The 15,834-nt window shown below is 69.6% G+C and carries 16 protein-coding genes and 1 other RNA gene; 8 read left to right on the forward strand and 9 right to left on the reverse strand.

All coding sequences use genetic code 11. From position 1 onward, the window contains the following. Window positions 1-113: 113 nt before the first annotated feature. On the reverse strand, window positions 114-1,676 hold the full coding sequence (locus A5659_RS01460; RefSeq protein ID WP_156748752.1) for an alpha/beta hydrolase: 1,563 nt from the start codon (window positions 1,674-1,676) through the stop codon (window positions 114-116). Window positions 1,677-1,728: 52 nt separating this feature from the next. After that, on the reverse strand, window positions 1,729-3,120 hold the full coding sequence (locus tag A5659_RS01465) for a wax ester/triacylglycerol synthase family O-acyltransferase (protein WP_067178973.1): 1,392 nt from the start codon (window positions 3,118-3,120) through the stop codon (window positions 1,729-1,731). Between the two features lie 145 nt (window positions 3,121-3,265). Between A5659_RS01465 and panB the strand changes: the two genes are divergently transcribed. Together panB and A5659_RS01475 are read left to right on the forward strand one after the other, a co-directional pair. Beyond that, window positions 3,266-4,114 carry a 3-methyl-2-oxobutanoate hydroxymethyltransferase gene (gene panB / locus A5659_RS01470; RefSeq protein WP_066862859.1) on the forward strand — a complete coding sequence of 283 codons (849 nt, stop codon included), beginning with the start codon at window positions 3,266-3,268 and terminating at the stop codon, window positions 4,112-4,114. Between the two features lie 177 nt (window positions 4,115-4,291). Then, window positions 4,292-5,482, forward strand: a complete 1,191-nt coding sequence (locus tag A5659_RS01475) for a 1,4-beta-xylanase (RefSeq protein ID WP_082972530.1) — start codon at window positions 4,292-4,294, stop codon at window positions 5,480-5,482. A 10-nt stretch (window positions 5,483-5,492) separates the two neighbouring features. Here A5659_RS01475 and A5659_RS01480 read toward each other — a convergent pair whose 3' ends face one another. Next, window positions 5,493-5,873: a heme-binding protein gene (locus A5659_RS01480; protein ID WP_067178949.1), complete on the reverse strand. Its 381-nt coding sequence runs from the start codon at window positions 5,871-5,873 to the stop codon at window positions 5,493-5,495. A 185-nt stretch (window positions 5,874-6,058) separates the two neighbouring features. On the opposite strand from A5659_RS01480, the gene A5659_RS01485 reads away from it, so the two are divergent. Continuing rightward, window positions 6,059-6,307: a hypothetical protein gene (locus A5659_RS01485; RefSeq protein WP_066881426.1), complete on the forward strand. Its 249-nt coding sequence runs from the start codon at window positions 6,059-6,061 to the stop codon at window positions 6,305-6,307. 99 nt (window positions 6,308-6,406) lie between these two features. Further along, window positions 6,407-7,951 carry a CYTH and CHAD domain-containing protein gene (locus A5659_RS01490; protein WP_067178951.1) on the forward strand — a complete coding sequence of 515 codons (1,545 nt, stop codon included), beginning with the start codon at window positions 6,407-6,409 and terminating at the stop codon, window positions 7,949-7,951. 74 nt (window positions 7,952-8,025) lie between these two features. On the opposite strand, the gene rnpB is transcribed toward A5659_RS01490, so the two are convergent. Continuing rightward, window positions 8,026-8,426: RNase P RNA component class A (gene rnpB / locus A5659_RS01495), an RNA gene on the reverse strand. 78 nt (window positions 8,427-8,504) lie between these two features. Here rnpB and A5659_RS01500 point away from each other — a divergent pair. Beyond that, a complete protein-coding gene (locus A5659_RS01500; protein ID WP_067178975.1) occupies window positions 8,505-9,215 on the forward strand; it encodes a 2OG-Fe(II) oxygenase in 711 nt (236 codons plus the stop codon). Window positions 9,216-9,220: 5 nt separating this feature from the next. On the opposite strand, the gene A5659_RS01505 is transcribed toward A5659_RS01500, so the two are convergent. Then, on the reverse strand, window positions 9,221-9,853 hold the full coding sequence (locus tag A5659_RS01505) for a bifunctional 2-polyprenyl-6-hydroxyphenol methylase/3-demethylubiquinol 3-O-methyltransferase UbiG (protein ID WP_067178953.1): 633 nt from the start codon (window positions 9,851-9,853) through the stop codon (window positions 9,221-9,223). Between the two features lie 47 nt (window positions 9,854-9,900). Between A5659_RS01505 and A5659_RS01510 the strand changes: the two genes are divergently transcribed. The 3 genes from A5659_RS01510 (at window position 9,901) to A5659_RS01520 (ending at window position 11,796) form a co-directional block, all read left to right on the forward strand. Next, window positions 9,901-10,476: a helix-turn-helix domain-containing protein gene (locus A5659_RS01510; RefSeq protein ID WP_066862771.1), complete on the forward strand. Its 576-nt coding sequence runs from the start codon at window positions 9,901-9,903 to the stop codon at window positions 10,474-10,476. A gap of 122 nt (window positions 10,477-10,598) precedes the next feature. Continuing rightward, entirely contained in the window at window positions 10,599-11,441 is an 843-nt protein-coding gene (locus tag A5659_RS01515) for an AraC family transcriptional regulator (RefSeq protein WP_067178977.1), read from the forward strand. Continuing rightward, window positions 11,395-11,796: a VOC family protein gene (locus A5659_RS01520; protein WP_067142872.1), complete on the forward strand. Its 402-nt coding sequence runs from the start codon at window positions 11,395-11,397 to the stop codon at window positions 11,794-11,796. Before A5659_RS01515 ends, A5659_RS01520 begins: the two co-directional genes overlap by 47 nt. A gap of 3 nt (window positions 11,797-11,799) precedes the next feature. Here A5659_RS01520 and A5659_RS01525 read toward each other — a convergent pair whose 3' ends face one another. Genes A5659_RS01525 through cobC form a run of 4 tightly spaced genes read right to left on the reverse strand, consistent with a single transcriptional unit; the run spans window position 11,800 to window position 15,819 of the window. Continuing rightward, entirely contained in the window at window positions 11,800-12,930 is a 1,131-nt protein-coding gene (locus tag A5659_RS01525; protein ID WP_067178955.1) for a bifunctional RNase H/acid phosphatase, read from the reverse strand. Then, window positions 12,927-13,664 carry a zinc ribbon domain-containing protein gene (locus A5659_RS01530; protein WP_067178957.1) on the reverse strand — a complete coding sequence of 246 codons (738 nt, stop codon included), beginning with the start codon at window positions 13,662-13,664 and terminating at the stop codon, window positions 12,927-12,929. The genes A5659_RS01525 and A5659_RS01530 overlap by 4 nt, the downstream gene beginning before the upstream one ends. Next, window positions 13,661-14,794: a Nif3-like dinuclear metal center hexameric protein gene (locus A5659_RS01535; RefSeq protein ID WP_067178959.1), complete on the reverse strand. Its 1,134-nt coding sequence runs from the start codon at window positions 14,792-14,794 to the stop codon at window positions 13,661-13,663. Before A5659_RS01535 ends, A5659_RS01530 begins: the two co-directional genes overlap by 4 nt. Then, the gene (gene cobC, locus A5659_RS01540) at window positions 14,791-15,819 is read right to left on the reverse strand and encodes an Rv2231c family pyridoxal phosphate-dependent protein CobC (RefSeq protein WP_067178961.1); all 1,029 of its coding nucleotides are present in this window, start codon (window positions 15,817-15,819) and stop codon (window positions 14,791-14,793) included. Before cobC ends, A5659_RS01535 begins: the two co-directional genes overlap by 4 nt. Between the last annotated feature and the right edge of the window lie 15 nt (window positions 15,820-15,834).

Below are 15,834 nucleotides of genomic sequence, written 5' to 3' on the forward strand. Positions count from 1 at the left end.
GCCTTGGTCTCGGCTCTCAGGTGGCTCGCGCCCTCGCCGAGCGTGCACTCACGGCGCAGAATCGACGAAAACCTCGCCGTGAGTGCACGTTCGGCGGCGGCGTCGCCGGGTGGCTAGCACTTGGCGCCGCTGGGCGGGATGGAACCACCGACCAGATACGCCGTCACGTAGTTGTCGATGCAGCCGTCGCCCTGGAACACCACCGTGTGCTGGGTGCCGTCGTAGGTGAGCAGCGAGCTGCGCAGCTCGTTGGCGAGGTCGACGCCGGCCTTGTACGGGGTGGCCGGGTCATGGGTTGTCGACACCACCACCGTGGGCGCCAGGCCGGGCGCGGAAATGGTGTGCGGCTTGCTGGTCGGCGGCACCGGCCAGAACGCGCAGGTGCCCAGCGGCGCGTTGCCGGTGAACTGCCCGTAGCTCATGAACGGGGCGACCTCACGGGAGCGGCGGTCTTCGTCAATCACCTTGGCGCGGTCGGTGATTGGCGGCTGGTCCACGCAGTTGACCGCCACCCGCGCGTCGGTGGCATTGCTGTAGTGGCCGTGCGAGTCGCGGCGCATGTACATGTCGGCCAGGGCGAGCAGGGTGTCGCCGTGGTGGTCGACGAGCTCGGCCAGCCCGTCGGTCAGGTGATGCCACAGGTTCGGCGAATACAGCGCCATGATCGTCCCGATGATCGCGTCGCTGTAGCTCAGGCCGCGCGGGTCGTTGGTCAGGACGGGGCGGCCCACCATCGGGTTGTTCGGATCGACCATCGGGTCGACCAGGCTGTGGTAGACGTCAACGGCTTTGGCCGGATCGGTGCCCAGCGGGCAGGTCGGCTGCTTGGCGCATTCGGCGGCGTAGTCGTTGAACGCGTCCTGGAATCCCTTGGCCTGGCGCAGGTCCGCCTCGATCTGGTCGGCGTTGGGGTCGACGGCACCGTCGAGGATCATCGCCCGCACGTTGTGCGGGAAGGCCTCGGCGTACGCCGAGCCGATCCGGGTGCCGTAGGAGTAGCCGAGATAGGTCAGCTTCTCGTCACCGAGCGCCGCGCGGATGGCATCGAGATCGCGTGCGACGTTGACGGTCCCGATGTTGGCCAGGAAACCCTTGCCCATCTTGTCGATGCAGCGGCCGACGAACTGCTTGGTCTCGTCTTCCATGTGGGCCACACCCGCCGGGCTGTAGTCGACGTTGGGCTCGGTGCGCAGCCGGTCGTTGTCGGCGTCGGAGTTGCACCAGACCGCCGGGCGCGACGCCCCCACCCCGCGGGGGTCGAAGCCGACCAGGTCGAAGCGTTCGCGAACCTTCTTGGGCAACGACTGCACGACACCCAGCGCCGCCTCGATACCGGACTCCCCCGGTCCGCCGGGGTTGATCACCAGCGAGCCGATCTTGTCCCCGGTCGCGGGGAAACGAATCATCGCCAGCGTCGCCACGTCGCCGTCGAGGTGGTCGTAGTCGACCGGCACGGCCAGTTTGCCGCACAGCGCGCCGGCCGGAAGTTTGACCTTCGGGTTCGCCGCCCGGCACGGCGTCCACTCCACGGCCTGACCCAGCTTCGGCCCGGACATGACGGCGCGTCCCACCACCACACGGACACAGCCGGCCAGCAGCAGCGCGACGGCAGCCATCGACGTCCAGATCAGCAGCGTGCGCGCGATCTTGGCGCGGCGAGACAGGCCCATGCCCACCTATGCTGCCAGAGGAAACCTGAGATCCGGATGAGCGGCACCGCCGCCGGAGCTACCGCGCGAGCGCAAGCAGCTCTTCGAGCCCCACCGCGAACTCGTCGGCAATCTCCCACAGGTCCGGCACCAGATCCGGGCAGGCGACCAGCCCGACGTCGAGTTTGCCCTGCAGCGACATCGCGGTGATGTTGAGTCCCGAGCCGTGAAAAATCGGCCCCAACGGATACATCGACTTGACCTCGCAGCCCAGCAGGTACAGCGGAACCTGCGGCCCGGGCACGTTGGAGACGACCAAATTGTGCACCGGCATGCTGTCGGTGAACCGGGTTCTGGCATACAACCGCATCGCAATACCGAAAACCGCCGGCGCGGCGAATTGCGACCAATCCTGCAGCAGTGACGCGCCGATAGCTGAACTGTGTTCTTTGGCAATCGAATTCGCCTCGGCGATGGCTTTCAGGCGTTCCACGGGATCGTCGATCTGGGTATGCAAACAGGAAAACATCGCCGATACCTGATTGCGGCCGGGCCGGTCGGATTTGCCGTGCACCGAAACCGGGACCGAAGCCACCAGCGACGACTTCGGCAATTCGTTTCGGTCGGTCAGGTATTGGCGCAGCACACCGGAAACCAAGGCCATCACGACGTCGTTGACTTTGACGTCGAAATGGTTCTTCACCGTTTTGATGTCGCCGAGATCCAATTCGGCATAAGCGACGTTGCGGCGGTCGCTGATTCTGGCGTTGAAGACGGTCCGCGGCGCCGCGAAGGGACGGGCCATGGTCAGACCGTCGCGCGCCCGTCGCACGGTGGCGAGCACCGACGAGACGGTGTCGGGCACCACGTTGGCCAGGTGCAGCGGCCGGGTCGCGAAGCGGACCAGCCCGCCCGCCGCGATCTGCCAACCATGGGCTCCGCCGACGCCCTCGGCCGGCTCCGGCGGCGGGGCGTCGGGCTCGGTCGCGCACAACTGCGACATCAGGCTCGCGCCGGTCACCCCGTCGACTCCGGCGTGGTGCACCTTGGTCATCACCGCCAACCGCCCGTCCCGGTGGCAGTCCGTGCCGGCCACGCCCTCGATGACCCACATCTCCCACAGCGGCCGGCCACGATCCAACGGTGTCTCGGCGATGTGGCCGCAGATCTCGGAAAGCTCGGTCCGCCCGCCCGGTGCCGGCACCGCGATGCGGTGCAGGTGACGGTTGATATCGAATTTCTCGTCGTCCACCCAGACCGGGTGGTCGAGGTTCAGCGGACTGTTGGCCAGCTTCTCGCGGAAAGCCGGGATCGCCTTGATGCGCAGCGCCAGGGCGTCGCGCAGCCGGTCAAAGGCGTAACCGCCCGGCACCGTCGACGTGTCCAGTTCGATGATCGAGCACACATGCAGGGGCTGCGACGACGTCTCGAGATACAGGAAGCTGGCGTCCAGTCCACTCAGCCGCTGCATGCGCAGCATGGTATGTCTCACACTGCCGCGGCGGTGCAACTGCGCAAAAGAAATGGCAGAATCAAGTAGTCAAACGAACCCGGGGACCAGTCAGGATTGACCCTGCAGGCCACGAGGATCGAACCGACCACCACTAGGGACAATGATGTCTGAGCACAACGTTTACGGTGCCAACTCGCCTGCGCAGCCCGAAAAGCCGCGGCCCAAGATTCGCACCCATCACCTGCAGAAGATGAAGGCCGAGGGCCACAAGTGGGCCATGTTGACGGCCTACGACTATTCGACAGCCCGCGTTTTCGACGAGGCCGGCATCCCGGTCCTGCTGGTCGGCGACTCGGCGGCCAACGTGGTGTACGGCTACGACACCACCGTGCCCGTCTCGATCGACGAATTGATTCCGCTGGTGCGCGGCGTGGTGCGGGGTGCCCCGCACGCGCTGGTCGTCGCCGACCTGCCGTTTGGGAGCTACGAGGCCGGACCGGCCGCCGCGCTGGCCGCCGCCACCCGCTTCATGAAGGAGGGCGGCGCGCACGCGGTCAAGCTCGAGGGCGGCGAGCGGGTCGCCGAGCAGATCGCCTGCCTGACCGCCGCCGGCATCCCGGTGATGGCGCACATCGGGTTCACCCCGCAAAGCGTGAACGGCCTGGGCGGATTTCGGGTGCAGGGCCGCGGTGACGCGGCGGAGCAGACCGTGCACGACGCGATCGCCGTCGCCGAGGCCGGTGCGTTCGCCGTCGTGATGGAGATGGTGCCCGCCGAGCTGGCCACCCAGATCACCGGCAAGCTGACCATCCCCACGGTCGGGATCGGGGCCGGACCGAACTGCGACGGCCAGGTCCTGGTCTGGCAGGACATGGCCGGCATGAGCAGCGGCAAGGCCGCCCGCTTCGTCAAGCGGTTCGCCGACATCGGCGGGGAATTGCGCCGGGCCGCAACGCAATATGCGCAAGAGGTGGCCGGCGGGACCTTCCCCGCCGAAGAGCACTGCTTCTAGATCCACCCCGGCGAATTCCTCACCGCACGCTGCACGCCTGGTCGGCGGCGTTACCGCTGTCACCGCCCAACCGCTGAAAAGCGTTGCGCTACAGCGCTGTACGATTGCCCGCAGAGACCAACCGAACTCTGACGAGCAGGGGTGGACCACATCGACCGGGGGAATCGCGGTGACTCCGTGCACCGTCGAGCGGTGTTGACGTTGCCGCTGCTGGTGGCAGGAGGCATGGCTTTGGCCCAGACGCCGCGCGCGTCCGCCCAACCGCCCCGCACCTCGCCGCAGGCGGCCCGGTGGTCACCCGAGCGCGCCAACCGCTGGTATCAGGCGCAGGGCTGGCCGGTCGGTGCCAACTACATCACCTCCAGCGCCATCAACCAGCTGGAGATGTTCCAGCGCGAAACCTTCGACCCGCGGCGCATCGACACCGAACTGGGCTGGGCGCGGACCAACGGGTTCAACGCGATACGGGTGTTCCTGCACGATCAGCTATGGGCGCAGGATTACCGCGGGTTTCAGGTGCGCCTCGCCCAATTCGTCGACATCGCGGCACGGCACGGCATCAAGCCGCTGTTCGTCCTGTTCGATTCGTGCTGGGATCCCTTCCCCCGGGCGGGCCCGCAGCGCGCGCCCCGGCCGGGCATCCACAACTCCGGCTGGGTGCAGAGCCCGGGGGCGGCGCGCCTCGACGATCCCGGCTACCTGCACACCATGCGCGGCTATGTCACCGGGGTGCTGACGCAGTTCCGCAGCGACGACCGCGTCCTGGGTTGGGACCTGTGGAACGAGCCGGACAACCCGGCCGATGCCTACGCCAAGGTCGAGCGGAAAGACAAGGTGGATCTGGTCGCCCGGCTACTTCCGCAGGTGTTCGAGTGGGCGCGGCTGGTCGATCCCTGCCAGCCGTTGACCAGCGGCGTCTGGCACGGCGAGTGGGCCGACCCGGGTCGCCGCAGCGTCATCAGCGGCATCCAGCTCGACAACTCCGACGTCATCACCTTTCACTCCTACGCCGCGCCGGCGGAGTTCGAGAGCCGCATCGCCGAACTCGTACCGCAGGGCCGGCCCATCCTGTGCACCGAGTACATGGCCCGGCCGTTGGGCAGCACGGTCCAAGACATCCTGCCCATCGCCAAGCGCGCAGGCGTCGGCGCGTTCAACTGGGGACTGGTCGCCGGCAAGACGCAGACCTACTTCCCCTGGGATTCCTGGGACCAGCCGAACCCGGACCCGGCGATGCCGCAGGAGTGGTTTCACGACCTGCTCGGCCCGGACGGGCGGCCATTCCGCGACACCGAGATCCAGACGATCCTCGAGTGCGGCGACCTGGCGATGCACCTGCAGCCGCCGCCACCACCGCCGGCGGGCTGACGGCGCTCGGTCAGCGGCACCGATTCTGAAAGTCGGTCAGCGGCTGGCGGATGCCCTCGAGGTCGGCGTGGGTCTGCGGGTTGGCGTCCATGTACTGCTTCAGCTGCGCCCGCATGTCGTCGCGGGGCTGCCCCTTCAAACTGGTGAAGTACGCGTTGACGTCCGGGTGGGCGAACAGATACGCCGACGTCGCCGCGGCGACGCCCGACGACACCTGGGCAAGGTCGGCCGCCGTGCAATTCGGTTGCGACGAGGGCGCCGGTTCGGGATCGTCCGCCGGCCAATCCGCGGCGGCCGAACCGGCCGTCGCGAAAAGCATCGCCACGCTCACCGCGCCGGCCGCTATTGCGCCGGACGCGACCCGGGCCGCCGGGCAAACAAAAGACACCATGGAAACGCTCCTTCGTCTTCGCGTCCGCAGGCGCGGCCGTTCGTACCGCAAACCATAAGGGGTTTTCTCGCCGCGCATGCGCGAATTCGGGCCGCATGGAAATGCGGATCCATTCTCCGATCTCGGCCCGCCCGCCGCGCTACGACGGCACAATGCTTCCAGGGTGGCTGGAAAGGAGACCGCAGATGAATCGGCGCCGCTGGTTTGCCGCGTTGCTGGCGTTCTCGGGCTTGGCCGGGATTCCCACCATTGTTGGTCCGGCCCATTCCGCCGATCGGGTGCAGGCGACGGTGTGCGTGGGCGCGGGCCGGCGCATTTCGGTGAGCGGGTGCACCAACATCGCCGACAACATTCAACGCTATGTCCCGCCGCCGGCGGTGTATGCGCCGCTGCCCGAAGACGACACGACGGCCCCTCCTCCGCCGCCGCCGTAAGCCGCGGCCGCCGCCGGCCTATCCGCGGCGGCCTCGTCTTTTCGGTATGGCAGGCTATGGGTGCCCTACGCGCCCGCCCCGCCTTCAGTGGAGCCGAAGATGCCTGCAAAAGCGCCGCAGACCTCGCGTCATCTCGAGGTCGAGCGCAAGTTCGACGTGGTCGAGTCCACCGTGTCGCCCTCGTTCGAAGGGATCGCCGCGGTGGCGCACGTCGAGAAGTCGCCGATGCAAACCCTCGATGCGACGTACTTCGACACGCCCCTACACGACTTGGCGCGCAACAAGATAACGCTGCGCCGCCGCACCGGCGGCACCGATGCCGGGTGGCACCTGAAGCTGCCTTCCGGGCCCGACGCCCGCACCGAGGTGCGCACACCGCTGGACGCCTCCGGCGCAAACGACAGCGTGCCCGACGAGCTGACCGACGTGGTGTTGGCGATCGTCCGCGACCGGCCGCTGCAGCCCGTCGCGCGCATCACCACCCGCCGCGAGAGCCAGGTGCTGTACGACGCGGCGGGCACCGCGCTGGCCGAGTTCAGCAACGACCATGTCGTCGCGTGGTCGACGCGGGACTCCGACGACGCCGACGCACCGACCGAGCAGGAATGGCGCGAGTGGGAGCTGGAGCTGCTGGAGGCCGGCGGGCTGTCCAGCGGCACGGCCGGCGTCGAGTTGTTGAACCGGTTGAGCAATCGGCTGCTGGACGCCGGCGCCGCACCGGCGGGTCACGGCTCCAAGCTGGCGCGGGTGCTGGGCACCACGCCGGCGGCCGACGGCGCTGCGCCGCCGGAAGATCCGCTGCAGCGCGCGATCGCCGAGCAGGTGCGCGAGCTCCTGGTGTGGGACCGCGCGGTGCGCGCCGACGCCTACGACTCCATCCACCAGATGCGGGTGACGACCCGCAAGTTGCGCAGCCTGCTGCGGGACTACCAGGAGTCATTCGGGCTGCCCGACGACGGCTGGGTGCTCGACGAGTTGCGTGAGCTCGCCGGGATCCTGGGGGTGGCGCGCGACGCCGAGGTGCTCGCCGAGCGATACGAACGCGACTTGGACTCGCTCGCACCGGAATTGGTGCGCGGGCCGGTGCGCGAACGTCTGGTCGGGGGTGCGCAGCGGCGCTACCAGACCGGGCTGCGCCGGTCCCTGATCGCGATGCGCTCGCAGCGATACTTCCGCCTGCTCGACTCCCTCGACCTGATAGCGGCCGAGATCCCCGGCGCGGCCACCGCCGAGGCACCGGCGCCGGTGACCATCGACGCCGCCTACAAGAAGGTCCGCAAGGCCCAGAAGGCCGCCGCCCAGGTGGACCGCGAGCACCCGGACGACCAACACCAACGCGACGAGGCGATACATCGGATCCGCAAGCGCGCCAAGCGACTTCGCTACACCGCCTCGGCGACCGGCGCGGCCGGGGTGTCCGAACAGGCCAAGGCGGTCCAGTCGCTGCTGGGCGATCATCAAGACAGCGTCGTCAGCCGCGAGCACCTGCGTCAGGAAGCCGAAGCCGCGCACGCCGCCGGCGAGGACACCTTCACCTACGGCCTGTTGTACCAGCGGGAGGCCTACCTGGCCGATCGGTGCCGCGACAAGCTCGACGACACGCTGCGCAAACTCGCCAAAGCGGTGCGCAAAGCGGGGCATTAGCTGCCGAGCAGACGTAAAAGCACCCATTTTGACGCCAAAATGGGTGCTTTTACGTCTGGTCACCAATGGGCGGGCGGACGAGTTGGCCTGTAAGCCGGATTCTGTTCCGCGCGGCCGCGCATAGGCAACGGCGGCGCGGCGGCGACCATCCATCTGGACACACCGTCACCGGGTGCCTCGAGCGGCCTACCCGCAGGCTCGGGCGAGCAGCCCTCGAACGCCTGCGCGGCCACACCTTAGGTGCGGCCTTCTTGGCCTTGCTTCGGGTGGGGTTTGCCGAGCCACCCCGGTCACCCGGGATGCTGGTGCGCTCTTACCGCACCGTTTCACCCTTACCACCCGTGGGTGGCGGTCTGTTTTCTGTGGCACTTTCCCGCGAGTCACCTCGGATTGCCGTTAGCAATCACCCTGCTCTGTGAAGTCCGGACTTTCCTCGAACCGCCTTGCGACGGTCCGCGGCCGCCCGGCCAACTCGTCCGCGACGAACCACGGTACTACCTGCACCCATGCCGGGGCCAGCAACCACGGCTCGCGCGGCTCTATCGTGGACCTGATGGGCCGATGGAACAAGCGCGTGGACTCCGGCGATTGGGATGGGATCGCCGCGGAGGTCGACGAGTACGGCGGGGCGCTGCTGCCGCGGTTGATCACGCCCACCGAAGCGGCCCGCCTGCGCAAGCTCTACGCCGACGACGACCTGTTCCGGTCGACCATCGACATGGCGCCCAAACGCTATGGCGCCGGGCAGTACCGCTATTTTCATGCGCCCTACCCCGAACCCATCGAGGCGCTCAAGCAGGCCCTCTACCCCCGGCTGCTGCCGATCGCGCGCGAGTGGTGGGCCAAGCTCGGCCGGGACGCGCCGTGGCCGGACAGCCTCGACGATTGGCTGGCGGCCTGCCACGCCGCCGGCCAGCGCAGGTCCACCGCCCTGATGCTGAAATACGGTGCGGGTGACTGGAATGCGCTGCATCGAGACCTGTACGGTGACTTGGTTTTTCCGCTCCAGGTCGTCATCAACCTGAGCAACCCGGGCACCGACTACACCGGCGGCGAATTCCTGCTCGTCGAGCAACGGCTGCGGGCCCAATCCCGTGGCATGGCAACACAATTGCCGCAGGGGCACGGGTATGTCTTCACCACCCGGGAACGGCCGGTGCCCTCGGCGCGGGGTTGGTCCGCGGCGCCGGTGCGCCACGGGGTCTCGGTGGTTCGCTCCGGTGAGCGCTATGCGATGGGACTGATCTTTCACGACGCGGCGTAACAGGCCTACCCGGTTCGTCGCAGGACCATCACGTTGTCGGCCATCGTTCCGAGTTCCCCGTTCGGGCCGACCATTTCGCGCTCGACGGCCTCGGTCCGCAGCCGCGTCCAGCGCGGCGCGTCCAGGCGCAGCGACGCCAGGACCTCCTCGATGCCGGCAAACTGGTGATCGTGATGTTCCGCCCATGGCGGGGGCGCACCGTGGTCGACGATCAACAGCACGCCACCGCGATTCACCCGCTCGGCGGCCCGCTGCAACACCCCGTCGCGTTCCAGCCGGGCCGGCGAGTGCAGATATTGCGCGGACACCAGGTCGAAGGTCCCGTCCGGGAAGCTCTCATTGAGATCATGGCGTTGAAAGTCGATGCGCGCGAGCAGATTCCGGGCCGACGCGGCCTCGGTCGCCCGGCGCAGCGCGGTGGCCGAGACGTCCACGGCCACCACCTGCCAGCCGCGCTCGGCCAGCCACAGGGCGTCGGCCCCTTCCCCGCAGCCCAGGTCGAGGGCCCGGCCCACCGGCAGGTCGGCGGCCACCTCGGCCAGGCGGGGGTTGACCCGTCCGCTCCATACCCGCTCCGCCGAGCGGTAGCGCTCCTCCCAAAACTGCACGGCATCATCAGGTTTGCACGAATTCTCCATACCGCGAGCTTGCCTACCCCGTGCCTCATTTGCCAAGCTGAATTGCCATGCAGGCAAAAACCACCCCCGACATCGACCTCCTGGTGCGCCAGCGGCTCCGGGAACTGCGCGCGCAACGCGGCCTGACGCTGCAGGAGGTCGGCGAGCGGGCCGGGATCGACGTCTCGACGCTGAGCCGCCTCGAATCCGGGAAACGTCGGCTGGCTTTGGATCACCTGCCCCGGCTGGCCCGGGCCCTGTCGGTCAGCACCGACGAACTGTTGCAGGCGCCGCCGGCTCCCGACCCGCGGGTGCGCGGCGCCGCGCGCACTCACCACGGCGTCACCTATTGGCCGCTGACCCGGCAGGGCCCCGCCGGCGGCCTGCACGCGTTCAAGGTCCGGGTCAGCGCGCGGCGCCGCACCCCGCCCGCCGAGCTGCCGGTGCACGAGGGCCAGGACTGGATGTATGTGCTTTCCGGGCGGATGCGGCTCATTTTGGGCGAGCGCGACTTCACCATCGACCCCGGCCAGGCCGTCGAGTTCTCGACGTGGACGCCGCACTGGTTCGGCGTGGTGGACGGCCCGGTGGAGGCCATCGTCATCTTCGGCCCGCACGGCGAGCGCCTCCACCTGCACAGCTGAATGGCACCCGCGCGAACGGCCTGACCGTCGCGTTCACCCGGGCGCGGCGTTAGCGTGGCGTAATGGACCGGGCTTGGGAATACGCCGTCGCGCCGCCGCGCAGCGCGCCCGGCGTCGTCTCGATGGTCGGCTACCGGGGCCTCGACGTTCCCGACGGCGTGCACCGTGGCATGCCGTCGGCGACGTTGACCTTCATCGTCAGCCTGGACGACGGGGTGGAGGCCGGTGACACCGCCGGCGCCCTCGCGGTGGCCCGCCCCAACCCGTTGCTGCTCGGCGGCCTGCACTTGCGGGCCAGTCACGTGCGGCAACGGCGCGGGCAGGCCGGCGTGCAGCTGGCCGTGCATCCGCTCGCGGCGCGTGCGCTGTTCGGCGTGCCGAGCGCCGAGCTTCTCCTCGCCGAATACGACGCGACCGCCGTGCTGGATCGCGGCGCCGTCGAACTGCACCATCGGGTGACCGAAGCGCACGGCTGGCCGGACGCGTTCGCGCTGGTGGCCGGCTATCTCATCGACGCACGGCAATGCCGGGACGCCGCGACGGTGCGGCCCGAGGTCGCACAAGCCTGGCATCTGCTGCAGCGCAGCCGGGGCCGGGCCCCGGTCGCCGGCCTGGCCGACGCGGTCGGCGTCACGCCGCGACACCTCACGACGCTGTTTCGCCAGGAGGTCGGGCACTCGCCGAAGACGGTGGCGATGCTCATGCGGTTCCAGCATGCGACGGCGCGGATCGCCGAGTCGGCACGCCGCTACGGACGCGTCGACCTCGCACGAGTCGCGACCGCCACGGGGTACAGCGACCAGGCGCACATGACCCGCGAGTTCGTCCGGTTCGCCGGTGTGCCGCCGCGACAGTGGCTGGCCGAGGAGTTCCGAAACATTCAAGACGGCGGCCACTCCTGCACCGCACAGTTCGAGGATGACCACTTCGAATCCGACCGTCTGGTTGACACTGCAAGCCCATAACGCGCCCAAGCTGATCGACTACTACGTCGACACATTCGGCTTCGTCCTCGCGGCGCGCTACGGCCAGGGTGAAACCGTCGATCACGCCCAACTGAACTGGCCGCAGGGTTGCGGCGGGATCATGCTCGGCAGCCACAAGCCCGGGGCGCAGTGGTGCCGCGAACCGGGCACCGCCGGCGGTTACATCGTCACCGCCGATCCCCAGGCGCTCTACGAGCGCGTCCTGCAGCGCAAGGCCGACGTCGTGCGGCCGCTGGGCGAAACGGATTACGGCGCACGCGAATTCACGGTGCGCGATCCGGAAGGCAACCTGTGGTCCTTCGGCGACTACCGCGGCGAGACACCGCCGGCGTGACGCTTACAGATACGCGGTCTGGTTCACCAGGCGCACCGAAGACGCTCCGTCGGAATAGAATTCGGCAATGCTCAGCGACGCGAGGTCGAGGTGCAACCGGTACAGGATGCCGGGCCCGGCGTCCAGTGCCTCGCGCAGCAACATCTTGATGGGGGTCACGTGCGAGACCACCAGCACCGTCGTACCCTGCTGGGCGGCGACGATCCGGTCACGGGCCGTCGATACCCGATCGGCCACCGCGTCGAAGCTCTCCCCGCCCGGCGGGGCGGTGCTGGTGTCGCGCAGCCAGCGGCCGTGCAGTTCGGGGTCGCGCTCGGCCGCCTCGGCGAACGTCAGCCCCTCCCAGGCGCCGAAGTCGGTCTCGATCAAGTCGTCGTCGACGGTGACGTCCAGCCCCAGCGCCTTGGCGGCGGCCGCCGCGGTGTCATAGGCCCGTTGCAGCGGCGAGGCGAAGACCGCCGAAATGCCGCCGCGCTGCGCCAGATAACGCGCCGCCGCGTCGGCCTGCCGGCGCCCCAGCTCGGTCAGCGCCGGGTTACCGCGCCCCGAATAGCGGCGGTGCACCGACAGCTCGGTCTGGCCATGCCGCAGCAACAGCAGCCGGGTCGGGGTGCCGCGCGCGCCGGTCCAGCCCGGCGCGGACGGGGACGGCGTCGCCGCGGGCTCGACCGGTTCGGGTTTCGGCGCCGGCTCAGGCTTTGGGGCCGGTTCGGGCGTTTCCGTCACAGCCTCGGCCGCGGCGTCCATCGCCTCGTTGGCCAACCGATCGGCGTGCGTGTTGCGCTCCCGGGGGATCCACGAGTAGCTGATCCGCGCGAACCGCGCCGCGCGGCTTCGGGCCTGGTTGTGCAGCTCGATCAGGTCGGGGTGCTTGACCTTCCACCGCCCGGACATCTGTTCCACCAGCAGTTTGGAATCCAGGTACACCGCGGCCTCGGTGGCGCCCAAATTCAGGGCGTCGTCCAAACCGGCTATCAGACCCCGGTATTCGGCGACATTGTTGGTCGCTCGGCCGATGGCCTGCTTGGCCTCGGCGAGCACGGTCGTGCGGTCCTGGTTCCACACCACCGCGCCGTATCCGGCCGGTCCGGGGTTGCCCCGCGATCCACCGTCGGCCTCGATCACGACCTTCACTGATCGAAACCCTTGACCCGCAGCAGGATCGCGCCGCATTCCGGGCAGCGCACCACCTCGTCCTCGGCGGCGGCCGAGATGCGGGACAGCTCGCCGCGGTCGATCTCGAGCCGGCAGGCCCCGCACCGACGGCCCAGCAGCTGCCCGGCGCCCGGGCCTCCCCCGGCACGCTGGCGTTCGTACAGGGCGGACAGCGCCGGATCCAGTGCGGCGCTCAGCGAGTCACGCCGCGACGACTGAAGCTCACGGGCCTCGCTGAGCTCGGCGACCGCGGCATCGAGAGCCTCACGCGCGCTCGCCATTTCGGCCTCCAGTGACACCAGCGTCTGCTGCTCACCGTCGAGCTGGGATTGCAGCTCCTCGCGACGTTCCATCACCTCCAGCAGCGAGTCCTCCAGGCTGGTTTGACGACGCTGCAGGGTCTCCAGCTCGTGCTGGAGGTCCGACAGTTGTTTGGCGTCGATCGTTCCCGACTGCAGCAGCGAGCGGTCGCGGTCTTCGCGCTGGCGCACCGCGTCGATCTCCGCCTCGAGCCGCGACACGTGGGCGTCGATGTCTTCCACGGCGATGCGCACGGCGCCCAGCCGGTCACCGGCGGCCTCGTATTCGGCCTGCAACCGCTCGCAGGCCTGTTGCTCCGGCAGATGCGTGGCCCGGTGTGCGATGCGGGACAGCTCGGCATCGAGTTTCGACAACTCGAGTAGGGAACGCTGCTGCGCCACTTCGGCTTTCATGAACTCTCATCCTGGTGCTCGACGTTCCAAGGGTCGGTGCGAATCGAGCTCACCCGCACGGGAAGCTCCGCACCGAAACGCGACCGCAGCAGGCCGGCGGCCTGTTCACACCAGGGGAATTCACTTGCCCAATGTGCCACATCGATCAAAGCCACCTCGGAGGCCCGTCGGTGCTCGTCGGCCGGGTGGTGCCGCAGATCGGCCGTCACGAAAGCCTGCACGCCCGCACCGGCCGCGGCGGCCAGCAACGAATCCCCGGCGCCGCCGCAGACGGCGACCCGCGACACCGGCATGGCGGGGTCCCCCGCCGCCCGCACCCCCCACGAGGTGCGCGGCAGCGCCGCGCTGACGCGAGAGACGAAGTCGCGCAACGGTTCCGGACGCGCCAGGGTCGCGACGCGGCCCAGCCCGGTGTCGCCGGGCGGGGGTACCAGCGCGAAGATGTCGAAGGCGGGTTCCTCGTAGGGATGGGCGGCGCGCAGCGCCGTCAGCACCGCGGCCCGGGAACGGGCGGGCGCGACCACCTCGAACCGGTCTTCGGCCACCCGCTCGACGTTGCCCACGCTGCCCACCGCCGGTGAGGCGCCTTCGTGCGGCAGGAACTGCCCGATGCCGCTGACGCTCCAGCTGCAGTGCGAATAGTCACCGATATGTCCGGCGCCGGCCGCGAACACCGCCGCCCGCACCGCGTCGGCGTTCTCGGCGGGCACGTAGACCACCCACTTGTCCAGGTCGGGTGCGTCCGTCGCCGGCTCGAGCACGGCCTCGACGTGAAGGCCCAGGACCGCGGCCAGCGCGTCGGACACCCCCGGGCAGGCGGAGTCGGCGTTGGTGTGTGCGGTGAACAGCGAGCGTCCGGTCCGGATCAACCGGTGCACCAGCGCGCCCTTGGGGGTGCTGGCCGCCACGGTGTCCACGCCGCGCAACAGCAACGGGTGATGGGCCAGCAGCAGGCCGGCATCGGGAACTTCGTCGACCACCTCCGGCGTGGCGTCGACCGCGACGGTCACCGACCGCAGCTCGTCGTCGGGGTCCCCGCAGACCAGCCCCACCGAATCCCAGGACTCGGCGAGCCGCGGCGGGTAGGCCTCGTCGAGCACCGCGATGACGTCGGCCAGCTTGATGCTCACCGGTCGGCCTCCGCGATCGCCCGCACCAGCAACGGCCACTCGCGGCGCACCGCGGCGCGCAGGTACCGCTCGTCCAGGCCGACGAAGGTGTCACAGCGACGGATGGCAATCCCCCTGTCATGCAGTCGTTTTCGTAATTGAACGGCCTCCGGCGTGCGGAACAGCACGAACGGGGCCCGGCCGTCGACCACGTCGGCGCCCACCGAGGCCAGCCCGGCCACCATCTCGGCGCGCAGCTGCCCCAGTCCGGCCGCCCCGGCCGCCGCGTCGGCGACCGCCTGCGGATCGCAGCACGCCGCGATGGCCGTCAGCTGCAACGTCCCCACCGGCCAGTGCGCCCGCTGGGCGGTCAACCGCGCCAGCACGTCCGGGGAACCCAGCGCGTAGCCCACCCGCAGCCCGGCCAGCGCCCAGGTCTTGGTCAGGCTGCGCAGCACCAGCACGTCGGGCAGCGCGTCGCCGGCCAGCGATTCCGGCTCGCCGGGAATCGAGTCGGCGAACGCCTCGTCGACCACCAGGATCCGCCCGGGCCTGCGCAACGCCAGCAGTTGCTCGCGGGTGTGCAGCACCGAGGTGGGGTTGGTCGGATTCCCCACCACGACGAGGTCGGCGTCGTCGGGAACGATCGCGCCCGCCAGGCCGAACGGCGGCTCCAGCACCACGTGGTGCACCGGCACCCCGGCCGCGGTCAGCGCGACCGCCGGCTCGGTGAACGCCGGGGCGATGATCGCCGCCCGCCGCGGGCGCAGGTTGCCCAGCAGGGCGAACGCCTCGGCCGCCCCGGCAAGCGGCAACACCTCGGCGCGGGTCCGGCCGTGTCGCTGGGCCGCGGCGTCCTGCGCCCGGTGCGCGTCCTCGGGGCTCGGATAGCGCGCCAGGTCGGGCAGCCGCTCGGCCAGCCGGCGCAGCAGCCACTGCGGCGGTTGGCCGTGCCGGACGTTGACGGCGAAATCGAGCATCCCGGGCGCGACGGCCTGATCGCCGTGGTAGCGCGCCGCAGGCGGGCTCAGGTTCAGACTCGCCATCCGTGAAACACTAGT

Origin of the sequence: Mycobacterium sp. 1165196.3 (assembly GCF_001673415.1) — a bacterium.
GTDB classification, from domain to species: Bacteria; Actinomycetota; Actinomycetes; order Mycobacteriales; family Mycobacteriaceae; genus Mycobacterium; species Mycobacterium europaeum_A.